Consider the following 10,196-nt stretch of genomic DNA (forward strand, 5'->3'; position numbering starts at 1 on the left):
TAAGCTATCAATAATCTAATGAAAATCGACAGCGCCTACGGTCTTGGGATAGATGATTTCAAATTGCTTTAAAACCACCCAACCACAAATATTAGGCGCAGAAGTATACACTAAATCTGCACCTAAGCAAATTAGTTTGCTTGAGTGTCAAGACTAGCTTGATCAACAGCAACACCAGCACCCATCGTAGTAGAGATGCTTACTTTCTTCAGGTAAGTACCCTTAGCTGAAGAAGGCTTAGCTTTCTTAAGAGCAACTAGAAGAGCTTCTAGGTTCTCTTGAAGCTGGTTAGCTTCGAAAGATGCTTTACCGATAGTAGTGTGGATGATGCCGTTCTTGTCGTTACGGTAACGAACCTGACCAGCTTTAGCGTTCTTAACCGCTTCAGCAACGTTAGGAGTTACAGTACCAACTTTAGGGTTTGGCATAAGGCCGCGTGGACCTAGGATTGTACCTAGTTGACCAACAACACGCATTGCATCTGGAGAAGCAACAACAACGTCGAAGTTCATTTCGCCTTTTTTCACTTGCTCAGCAAGATCTTCCATACCAACGATATCTGCGCCAGCTGCTTTAGCTGCTTCTGCGTTTGCACCTTGAGTGAACACAGCAACGCGGATGTCACGGCCAGTACCGTGAGGTAGCACAGTTGCGCCACGAACGTTTTGGTCAGATTTACGAGCATCGATGCCTAGGTTAACAGCAACATCTACAGACTCAACGAATTTAGCAGTAGCTAGTTCTTTAAGAAGAGCAACAGCTTCGTTGATTTCGTATTCTTTAGTCGCGTCAACTTTGTCGCGGATTACGCGCATACGCTTAGTAAGTTTAGCCATGATCTTATCCCTCTACCACTAGGCCCATTGAACGAGCAGTACCAGCAATAGAACGCTTCATTGCTTCGATGTCAGCACCAGTCATATCAGCAGCTTTAGTTTCTGCGATTTCCTGAACTTGAGCGTCAGTTACAGTACCAACTTTCTCAGTGTTTGGACGACCTGAACCAGACTTAACGCCAGCAGCTTTCTTAAGAAGAACAGCAGCAGGTGGAGTCTTAGTTACGAACGTGAAAGAACGGTCGTTGTAAACAGTAATAACTACTGGAGTAGGTAGACCTTTCTCAACAGATTCTGTTTTTGCGTTGAACGCTTTACAGAATTCCATGATGTTCACGCCGTGTTGACCTAGAGCAGGACCAACCGGTGGACTTGGGTTTGCCATACCAGCTGCAACTTGCAGTTTGATATAAGCTTCAACTTTCTTAGCCATGATATTTCCTAATATTTTGGGTACATACGCTAGCCGCAAGGCGAGCTCCCCATAAATTCAATTAACTCTCTTTCACTTCAACAGAAGCAAAAAGGCGCGAAATTATAATCATAATTCGCGCCTTTAACAACCCTAAAAAGGTGATTTTTTATACTCTTTTATTTTGAACAACTTATGAAGTATTTATCCACAGCTTGCTCAAAGGTCAGAGTTTTAGTCCAGTTTTTCAACCTGACCAAATTCAAGCTCAACCGGTGTTGCACGACCAAAGATCGATACAGATACCTTAATGCGGCTTTTCTCGTAATCTACTTCTTCAACAGTACCGTTAAAGTCAGCAAATGGACCATCGTTCACACGAACCACTTCACCCGCTTCGAACATTGTCTTAGGACGTGGAGACTCGCTCGCTTTCTCTAGACGGTTCAAGATAGCATCAGCTTCTTTATCAGTGATTGGTGCAGGACGATCAGAGGTACCACCAATGAAGCCCATAACACGCGGAATGCTGCGTACTAAGTGCCATGATTCATCATTCATGATCATTTGAACTAATACGTAGCCAGGGAAGAATTTACGTTCACTTTTACGACGTTGCCCAGCACGCATTTCCACTACTTCTTCAGTAGGTACTAGCACATCGCCAAATAGTTCTTCCATGTTGTGCATTTTAATATGCTCGCGTAGCGACTGTGCAACACGACCTTCAAAGCCAGAAAAGGCTTGAACTACATACCAACGTTTTTTTGGAGCTTCACTCATGAATCAGAACCCTCTACACTCCAGTTGCTAGAGAAACTAGACGGACCATGATGCCGTCAATTCCCCAAAGCACTAGAGACATAACAATACATACAGCTAAAACGATCAATGTAGTTTGCATAGTTTCTTGGCGAGTAGGCCAAACAACTTTACGAATCTCCATACGAGATTCTTTTGCAAAATCGATCGCAGCTTTACCTTTAGTTGTTGTTGCTGCAACGCCTAGTGCGGCAGCAATCAGCACAACTACACCTGCAGCGCGAATTACAACAGACAATTCACCATACAGGTAATTACCCACAACAGCAGCAGCCAACAGAACAAAAGCGACAATCCACTTCATTGTATCTGCTGCACCTGAGCTATCAGGAGTTTCAGCGTTTGCTTTCATAAAACCAACCTGTGATAAGTCTTAAATATAGACGACAATAACCCCGCTGTTGCAGGGCACATTCCTTTGCGTTGCAAAACAACACATCTAACAGTCATTTTAGTCAAAAAGACCGTTTAATTCTTTGCTAAGAGCAAAAATCGATGTCAAAACATCCAACTCTTTTTTTAGCGCAGAAAAAGGGCATCAAATGATGCCCTTTTTACTAGTGGTTCGTCAAATCTTATGCAAAGATTTTAGCTACAACACCAGCACCAACTGTACGGCCACCTTCGCGGATTGCGAAACGTAGACCTTCGTCCATTGCGATTGGAGCGATTAGCTCAACAGTCATTTGAACGTTGTCACCTGGCATTACCATTTCTACGCCTTCAGGTAGAGTGATATCGCCTGTTACGTCAGTTGTACGGAAGTAGAACTGTGGACGGTAACCTTTGAAGAAAGGTGTGTGACGGCCGCCTTCGTCTTTAGAAAGTACGTATACTTCAGACTCAAACTTAGTGTGTGGGTTGATAGAACCTTTCGCAGAAAGTACTTGACCACGTTCAACGTCATCACGCTTAGTACCACGTAGAAGTGCACCAACGTTCTCACCTGCACGACCTTCGTCAAGCAGTTTACGGAACATTTCAACACCAGTACAAGTAGTAAGAGTAGTCTCTTTGATGCCAACGATTTCTACTTCGTCACCTACACGTAGGATACCGCGCTCGATACGACCAGTTACAACAGTACCACGACCTTGGATTGAGAATACATCTTCAATTGGTAGTAGGAACGGTTGGTCAACTGCACGCTCTGGCTCAGGAATGTAAGAATCTAGTGCTTCTGCAAGCTCAACGATCTTGTCTTCCCACTGCTTCTCGCCGTTTAGTGCGCCAAGTGCAGAACCTTGGATAACTGGTAGGTCATCACCTGGGAAGTCGTATTCAGAAAGAAGTTCACGAACTTCCATCTCAACTAGCTCAAGTAGCTCTTCGTCATCAACCATGTCACATTTGTTCATGAATACGATGATGTAAGGGATACCAACTTGACGACCAAGTAGGATGTGCTCACGAGTTTGAGGCATAGGGCCGTCAGTCGCAGCAACAACTAGGATACCGCCGTCCATTTGTGCAGCACCAGTGATCATGTTTTTAACATAATCCGCGTGTCCTGGACAGTCTACGTGTGCGTAGTGACGTGCTGGAGTGTCGTACTCAACGTGAGAAGTTGCGATTGTGATACCGCGCTCACGCTCTTCTGGAGCGTTATCGATAGATGCGAAATCTTTAGCAACACCGCCGTATACTTTTGCAAGAGTAGTACAGATAGCAGCAGTTAGAGTTGTTTTACCGTGGTCAACGTGGCCGATAGTACCAACGTTTACGTGCGGTTTCGTACGTTCAAATTTTTCTTTAGACATGGGGTGTCCCTCTAGGTACGGATTAGGTGGCTTAAAATAAGACCACGCAACCAAAAAAAATGGTTTTCTTAATTAAAGGAGAAGAAGCTTTAGACTGGTGCTAATACCCAGAGTCGAACTGGGGACCTCACCCTTACCAAGGGTGCGCTCTACCGACTGAGCTATATCAGCACACAAAATGAGTTGGAGCGTGCAGCGGGAATCGAACCCGCATCATCAGCTTGGAAGGCTGAGGTAATAGCCATTATACGATGCACGCAACACGTAACTCTGTTTGAGCTATTTAACCTTTAGAATATGGTGGAGAGGGACGGATTCGAACCATCGAAGGCAGTGCCAACAGATTTACAGTCTGCTCCCTTTGGCCACTCGGGAACCTCTCCAAATTTTGAGCTTTCTCTCGCTTGCCTTAAAGGAAGGGAGAAAGTGGTGCCGACTACCGGAATCGAACTGGTGACCTACTGATTACAAGTCAGTTGCTCTACCTACTGAGCTAAGTCGGCACAAGTGGGGCGCATTTTATTGAATGATTTTCCACCTTGCAATAGGAAATTGAAAAAAAGTGCAAAATTCTCTCACCAAACTCCTACATACGGCTATTTAGCTCAAGGTTTACGTCTTTAACCCACATCTAGTACAGGAAGATATTTTATTTATCTATCGCTTGATGTATTTTCCATGCACTTGTTTTGTTATCCACTATAGAGTTTTGTATGAGCCCATTTATGTCATTTGACCGCGAACGTTGGTCTGAGCTAAGGAATTTAGTTCCGATGACACTTTCTGAGAGCGACTTAAAGGAGCTTCAAGGCATCAATGAAAAGCTCACAATGGAAGAGGCAGTAGAGATCTATCTACCACTATCTCGTCTATTGAACCTCTATGTGGCAGCCAGACAGAATAGAAACTCGGTACTCCACCAATTTCTAGATAAGAAAGAGAAAGCGCCACCTTTTATCATCGGTATTGCGGGTAGCGTAGCCGTTGGCAAAAGTACCACTGCGCGTCTGCTTAAAGCCCTACTCTCTCGTTGGGAGAACCATCCAAAAGTTGAGTTAGTAACAACCGATGGCTTTTTGTATCCGAATGAAGTGTTAGAAGAGAAAGGGTTGATGAGTAAGAAAGGCTTCCCTGAGTCTTACGACATCAAGCGTCTAGTGAACTTTGTCTCGGATGTGAAGGCGTGCAAACGAAATGTCACTGCACCTGTATACTCACACCTAACTTACAACATTACTGATGATGTTAAGTGCGTCGACCTACCAGATGTACTTATTATTGAAGGGCTTAATGTTTTACAAACTGGAATGAATTATCCACACGAACCACATCGTGTGTTTATTTCAGACTTCCTTGATTTTTCACTCTATGTCGATGCGGATAGCCAGCAAATTAAAGAGTGGTACGTTAATCGTTTTATGAAGTTCCGCGATGGCGCGTTTACTAAGCCTGGCTCTTACTTTAGTCATTACACGAAATTATCGAACCAAGCCGCATTGGATAAAGCTGAAGGTATCTGGAGTTCAATTAATGGCTTGAACCTAGAACAAAATATTCTTCCTACACGAGAAAGGGCTCACTTGATTCTACGTAAAGGCGCCGATCATATGGTTGAAGAAGTGTTACTAAGAAAGTAGTAACGCCTTAATCGCCTTTTCTTAGCGATATCTCTCCGCCAATATAGCTCTCGACACCATTCTCAGTTTTGAGTAATACAGCACCTTGTTCATCGATGCCTTGAACAACACCTTCAATTTCTCTAGGTCCAATGATCAACCTAACATTGCGGCCTAAGAAATTATCCAAGCGGTTCCAACGCTCTACAAAATTGGACATCCCTTTCTGCTCATAATCGACAAGAGATTTATCCCAGGCATTAATCAGAGCCTGCGCTAACTGATTACGGTCAGGCACCTTCCCATCACACACTTCTTTAAGAGAAGTCCATGGCTGGCCGATACCTGATGTTGTCGGATCCATGGATAGGTTTAACCCTAAACCAATCACAATATGCGCAGCGCCACCAGACTGTCCTGACAGCTCGACCAAGATACCTGCAAGCTTCTTATCATTGTGGTAAAGGTCGTTCGGCCATTTAAGCTTTACACCTTCTACGCCCATTTCTTCCAAAGCTTCAACAACAGCGACACCAACCACAAGGCTTAAGCCCATTGCGGCAGCCATCCCTGCGTCGAGTCTCCAATACATTGAAAGATAGAGGTTTGCACCGAATGGCGATACCCACTCTCGTCCACGGCGTCCACGTCCTGCAGCTTGATATTCAGCAATACAAACAGAACCCGATTCGAGGGTGTTAGTTCGCTCTAATAGATGCTGGTTTGTAGAACCTATGATTGGAATGAGCTCAAGAGAAGCATCACTACTAACTGCAGACAATTTTTCTTGGTCAAGCATATCTAAACAGCTTGCTAGCTTGTAGCCCTTGCCTTGTACTCGGTAGATATCTAAACCCCACTCTTGAATACCTTTAATGTGCTTACTGACAGCCGCTCGTGATACACCTATCATTTCACCTAGGTCTTCACCTGAATGAAACTCACCGTCAGCAAGACATCTCAATAGCGCTAGCTTGGTACTGTGTTCTCTCATGTCAGTGACTCCAAAGCCTTATCTAGGTTTGTCTCACGGTCTCGTCCCATAAAACGTACTTCATGTTCCAATCGAATATCGAATTTTTTCAAGACGGACTGACGCACTCGCTCTGCAAGCTTAAGGATATCCACAGCAGAAGCCTCATCATAATTGATGATAACCAATGCTTGATTGGGGTGAACCTGAGCACCACCTTCTATCACGCCCTTGAACTGGCACTGATCAATCAGCCAACCAGCAGCGACTTTGATCATGTCATTACTCTCATAACCGACAATGTTTGGGTATAGAGCTAACAGGCGATCAAAATGATCTTTGGTGATCACAGGATTTTTAAAGAAGCTGCCCGCATTCCCTTGTACTCTAGGGTCTGGCAGCTTACTTGAACGGATAGCACACACTTCATCAAAGATAGTACGAGGAGAGAGACTATCGGCTGCTAGGCTTTTCAACGGACCATAGTGATTACATGGCTGCCACTCTTTAGGCAACGTTAAACCAATCGCAACAACAATCGCTTTACCGTAGAGAGCATGTTTGAAAATAGAATCTCGGTAACCAAAGAGACACTCTTCTTTGCTTAATCGCTTAACTGTATAAGTATCCAGGCACAGGATATCGACATACCCGCATACGTCTTGCAGCTCAACACCATACGCACCAATATTCTGAATCGGAGCAGAGCCTGAACATCCGGGTATCATTGCTAGATTTTCTAGCCCACCAAGCCCTTTATCCACACTCCACTCAACTAAGCTTGGCCAATCCTCCCCACCACTTACATGCAATAGGTGGTGACTGTCAGTCTCGGTCAACTCAATCCCGGCTAATTTATTCACAATGACCAGGCCTGCGAAGTGCTCAGTAAAAAGCATATTACTGCCCTTACCCAGTATCAACTTAGGTAAAGCTGACCATTTAGGGTCTTTGTAAAGCGAAATCAGTTCTTCGGTAGTGGTTACTTCAACCAACGCATCACACGTCTGAACGATGGAAAAAGTATGAACATTTTTTAAACTAGCATTGAGATGGAATTGCATGGCGATATTCAATTAACTTACACTGCGGTCATTCTACAGCAGATAAACCAATGGCGCAGTGACTGAATGAACAATGTCATCATTACTCAATTAGACCCAGTAAAGGTTCCCCTAGTTAAACGTTTCTATAAAGAACATTACCCAACGGGAAAAGCGAATAAAAGTGAACTGATCTATTCTTTATTACTGGATAACGAACTGTGCGGAGTCGTGCGTTTTCGTACAATAGAAAATAATCGCTTACTTACCGGTATGGCGATATCAAAACAACATCGCGGCAAGCAATTAGGCTCGCAGCTTATGGATTATTGTGCGCAACATACGCTTACGGAAGACGATTACTGCTTTGCTTACGCTCATCTCACCAATTTTTACGCGCGACATGAATTCGTACGAGTAGACCCTAAAGATCTGCCAAATGGATTAAGAGTTTTATACGAGCGCTATTCGAATAGCGGAAAAGATCTCATTCCTATGCATTATCAGCAAAATTGTTAGAGAATGCCTCGATTATCTAGTATTTGGTGCTATCCCTTTGGTAAAATTAAAGGTTCGCAATTTTGCATATTTTTAAGGTAAAACAGTCAATATGATTGCCAGTAGGAATCCATTCATACAGTTGCCAACCATAGCGCAGAATCCTGACAAGTTTGAAGTACTACTATCAGCGCAAGAGTTTCGAATTCGCCTACTTGATGAGATATCTCGCGCAACGACTCGTATTAGTTTAGTCGCTTTGTATCTTGAAGATGATGAGGCTGGCCGTGAGATCCTAACTGCCTTATATGAAGCAAAGCAAAAGAATCCAGAATTAGACGTAAGCGTTTGTGTCGATTGGCACCGAGCGCAGCGTGGATTGATTGGTGCAGAGTCTTCTGAAGGCAATGCTGCCATGTATAAAGAGTTTGCAGAAAAATATCAGCACTCTGTACCTGTCTATGGCATTCCAGTTCGCGGCAAAGAAGTCTTTGGCGTATTGCACTTAAAAGGCTTTATCGTCGATGACAGCGTGATATACAGCGGTGCAAGCCTTAACAATATCTACCTGAATTACCATGACCGCTATCGCTTTGATCGTTACCACGTTTTAAACAACGCAGCGCTTGCGGACTCGATGTTTACCTACGTACACGAACAGATGGTTGCGGACAGCGCTGTTTATGACTTGGCTGATAAGAATAAGCCGGTAACCAAAGAACTGAAACCAGCGATTCGTCAATTTCGTGCATCATTGGCAAGATCTCAGTATCAATTCGATGGTCAAGAGGTTTCAGCAGATCAAGTTGCTGTTACACCATTGGTTGGTATCGGTAAGAGACGTAACCGTCTAAATCAGGGAATCAATCAACTCGTAGCTCAAGCTAAAGATGAAATTTTTATCTGCACACCTTACTTCAACTTCCCACCTAGTCTAGCTAAAGAAGTGAAGAAAGCACTTAAGCGTGGCGTAAAGGTCAGCATTGTTGTTGGCGATAAGACAGCAAATGATTTCTTTATCTCACCAGAAGAAGAGTTTAAAACGATTGGTGGTTTGCCATACCTTTACGAATTGAACTTACGTCGTTTCGCTAAGGCCAATGAAGCTCATATTGCTAGCCGTAATCTATCAATTCGACTTTGGCAACACGATTCCAATAGCTTCCACCTAAAAGGCATTTGGGTCGATAAGCGCTACATGCTACTAACAGGTAATAACCTAAACCCTCGCGCATGGAAGCTGGACCTAGAGAACGGTGTCTTTATCCAAGATAACCACCACCACCTAACAGACAAGTTCCAGGCTGAAGTGGATAATATCCTTCAACACACGCAGCTTATCTGTACTTATAAGCAGTTGGATAAGATAGAGAGCTACCCGATGGAAGTTCAGAAGTTGATTCGTAAGATCACTCGTGTAAAAGCCGACAGAGTGCTTAAACAAATACTGTAGTCGATTTTATCAACGCCTAGCAAACGCTAGGCGTTTTTGTATCTACGAGATAGCCTAGCAGCTCCTGCCGATTTCTAGAGAGACGCCTCGTTAGGTAGCGATGAGGTCTGTAACAAAAATCCGAAGCTCATACACCAAAAGCGACGAAAGCCTAGTCGTCAAACTAGGCTTTATAATATGTGCCGAAATAGCAAGGGGACTTAATGCAGATTTGCCCACTAGGGACAAAACCCTAACGGAGCTCATTCTTCTGGGGTAACCACTTTTCTTCAAATGTAAAAAAGCCCTGCTATTGCTAGCAGGGCTTTTCTAATAAGTGGCGGAGTGGACGGGACTCGAACCCGCGACCCCCGGCGTGACAGGCCGGTATTCTAACCAACTGAACTACCACTCCGCAGTGGAATACTTGTCGTCGCTGACAAGTGTTCAAATTTAAAGCCTGGCGATGTCCTACTCTCACATGGGGAAGCCCCACACTACCATCGGCGCTATTGTGTTTCACTTCTGAGTTCGGCATGGAATCAGGTGGGTCCACAATGCTATGGTCGCCAAGCAAATTTTGCTTTTACTTTCAGTTTTTTAAAAACTGAAGGCAAAATAATCTGGAAAACTGTATTTAAAAGTCTCTTTCAAACTCATTCAAGGTCTGTCTTTGAGTCCACAAAACCCCTTGGGTGTTGTATGGTTAAGCCTCACGGGCAATTAGTACAGGTTAGCTCAATGCCGCGCAGCACTTACACACCCTGCCTATCAACGTCGTAGTCTACGACAACCCTTTAGGAC

Annotated in this window: 10 protein-coding genes, 5 tRNA genes and 2 rRNA genes; 3 read left to right on the top strand and 14 right to left on the bottom strand. The window is 44.1% G+C overall.

Going from position 1 to position 10,196, the window contains the following annotated elements:
• Positions 1-131: 131 nt before the first annotated feature.
• The 9 genes from rplA to ATB74_RS16960 form a co-directional block, all read right to left on the bottom strand.
• Positions 132-836 (bottom strand): 50S ribosomal protein L1, encoded by a 705-nt coding sequence (gene rplA / locus ATB74_RS16920; RefSeq protein WP_048659214.1) that lies wholly within the window; start codon positions 834-836, stop codon positions 132-134.
• Positions 837-840: 4 nt separating this feature from the next.
• Complete coding sequence (rplK, locus tag ATB74_RS16925; RefSeq protein ID WP_010435555.1) at positions 841-1,269, bottom strand: 50S ribosomal protein L11; 429 nt, start codon at positions 1,267-1,269, stop codon at positions 841-843.
• A gap of 213 nt (positions 1,270-1,482) precedes the next feature.
• Positions 1,483-2,031 (bottom strand): transcription termination/antitermination protein NusG, encoded by a 549-nt coding sequence (gene nusG / locus ATB74_RS16930; RefSeq protein WP_010435556.1) that lies wholly within the window; start codon positions 2,029-2,031, stop codon positions 1,483-1,485.
• A 13-nt stretch (positions 2,032-2,044) separates the two neighbouring features.
• Positions 2,045-2,422 (bottom strand): preprotein translocase subunit SecE, encoded by a 378-nt coding sequence (secE, locus tag ATB74_RS16935; protein WP_010435558.1) that lies wholly within the window; start codon positions 2,420-2,422, stop codon positions 2,045-2,047.
• A gap of 223 nt (positions 2,423-2,645) precedes the next feature.
• Positions 2,646-3,830: an elongation factor Tu gene (tuf, locus tag ATB74_RS16940; RefSeq protein WP_010435158.1), complete on the bottom strand. Its 1,185-nt coding sequence runs from the start codon at positions 3,828-3,830 to the stop codon at positions 2,646-2,648.
• Between the two features lie 95 nt (positions 3,831-3,925).
• Positions 3,926-4,001 (bottom strand) — tRNA-Thr (locus ATB74_RS16945).
• 13 nt (positions 4,002-4,014) lie between these two features.
• A tRNA-Gly gene (locus ATB74_RS16950) sits at positions 4,015-4,089 on the bottom strand.
• 39 nt (positions 4,090-4,128) lie between these two features.
• Positions 4,129-4,213: transfer RNA gene (locus ATB74_RS16955), tRNA-Tyr, on the bottom strand.
• 44 nt (positions 4,214-4,257) lie between these two features.
• Positions 4,258-4,333, bottom strand: a tRNA-Thr gene (locus ATB74_RS16960).
• 210 nt (positions 4,334-4,543) lie between these two features.
• Here ATB74_RS16960 and coaA point away from each other — a divergent pair.
• Positions 4,544-5,467 carry a type I pantothenate kinase gene (gene coaA, locus ATB74_RS16965; RefSeq protein ID WP_017066910.1) on the top strand — a complete coding sequence of 308 codons (924 nt, stop codon included), beginning with the start codon at positions 4,544-4,546 and terminating at the stop codon, positions 5,465-5,467.
• Positions 5,468-5,474: 7 nt separating this feature from the next.
• Here coaA and birA read toward each other — a convergent pair whose 3' ends face one another.
• Both birA and murB read right to left on the bottom strand, forming a co-directional pair.
• Positions 5,475-6,440 (bottom strand): bifunctional biotin--[acetyl-CoA-carboxylase] ligase/biotin operon repressor BirA, encoded by a 966-nt coding sequence (gene birA / locus ATB74_RS16970; RefSeq protein ID WP_060983730.1) that lies wholly within the window; start codon positions 6,438-6,440, stop codon positions 5,475-5,477.
• The gene (gene murB, locus ATB74_RS16975; RefSeq protein ID WP_060983729.1) at positions 6,437-7,483 is read right to left on the bottom strand and encodes a UDP-N-acetylmuramate dehydrogenase; all 1,047 of its coding nucleotides are present in this window, start codon (positions 7,481-7,483) and stop codon (positions 6,437-6,439) included. The genes birA and murB overlap by 4 nt, the downstream gene beginning before the upstream one ends.
• Positions 7,484-7,549: 66 nt before the next feature.
• On the opposite strand from murB, the gene ATB74_RS16980 reads away from it, so the two are divergent.
• Together ATB74_RS16980 and pssA are read left to right on the top strand one after the other, a co-directional pair.
• The gene (locus ATB74_RS16980; RefSeq protein WP_060983728.1) at positions 7,550-7,981 is read left to right on the top strand and encodes a GNAT family N-acetyltransferase; all 432 of its coding nucleotides are present in this window, start codon (positions 7,550-7,552) and stop codon (positions 7,979-7,981) included.
• A 91-nt stretch (positions 7,982-8,072) separates the two neighbouring features.
• Positions 8,073-9,413, top strand: coding sequence for a CDP-diacylglycerol--serine O-phosphatidyltransferase (pssA, locus tag ATB74_RS16985; RefSeq protein WP_060983727.1), 1,341 nt, complete (start codon positions 8,073-8,075; stop codon positions 9,411-9,413).
• Positions 9,414-9,730: 317 nt separating this feature from the next.
• Here the strand turns inward: pssA and ATB74_RS16990 are convergent.
• The 3 genes from ATB74_RS16990 to ATB74_RS17000 form a co-directional block, all read right to left on the bottom strand.
• A tRNA-Asp gene (locus ATB74_RS16990) sits at positions 9,731-9,807 on the bottom strand.
• A gap of 43 nt (positions 9,808-9,850) precedes the next feature.
• Positions 9,851-9,966 (bottom strand): 5S ribosomal RNA (gene rrf / locus ATB74_RS16995).
• A 128-nt stretch (positions 9,967-10,094) separates the two neighbouring features.
• Positions 10,095-10,196, bottom strand: a 23S ribosomal RNA gene (locus ATB74_RS17000); the annotation flags it as partial.

This window comes from Vibrio splendidus, from assembly GCF_001557875.1.
In the GTDB taxonomy this organism is placed as follows: domain Bacteria; phylum Pseudomonadota; class Gammaproteobacteria; order Enterobacterales; family Vibrionaceae; genus Vibrio; species Vibrio splendidus_F.

Coding starts and splice junctions, on each gene's coding strand:
- nusG (WP_010435556.1), bottom strand. CDS start 2,031: ATGAGTGAAGCTCCAAAAAAACGTTGGTATGTAGTTCAAGCCTTTTCT.
- coaA (WP_017066910.1), top strand. CDS start 4,544: ATGAGCCCATTTATGTCATTTGACCGCGAACGTTGGTCTGAGCTAAGG.
- ATB74_RS16980 (WP_060983728.1), top strand. CDS start 7,550: ATGAACAATGTCATCATTACTCAATTAGACCCAGTAAAGGTTCCCCTA.
- secE (WP_010435558.1), bottom strand. CDS start 2,422: ATGAAAGCAAACGCTGAAACTCCTGATAGCTCAGGTGCAGCAGATACA.
- rplA (WP_048659214.1), bottom strand. CDS start 836: ATGGCTAAACTTACTAAGCGTATGCGCGTAATCCGCGACAAAGTTGAC.
- rplK (WP_010435555.1), bottom strand. CDS start 1,269: ATGGCTAAGAAAGTTGAAGCTTATATCAAACTGCAAGTTGCAGCTGGT.
- pssA (WP_060983727.1), top strand. CDS start 8,073: ATGATTGCCAGTAGGAATCCATTCATACAGTTGCCAACCATAGCGCAG.
- birA (WP_060983730.1), bottom strand. CDS start 6,440: ATGAGAGAACACAGTACCAAGCTAGCGCTATTGAGATGTCTTGCTGAC.
- tuf (WP_010435158.1), bottom strand. CDS start 3,830: ATGTCTAAAGAAAAATTTGAACGTACGAAACCGCACGTAAACGTTGGT.
- murB (WP_060983729.1), bottom strand. CDS start 7,483: ATGCAATTCCATCTCAATGCTAGTTTAAAAAATGTTCATACTTTTTCC.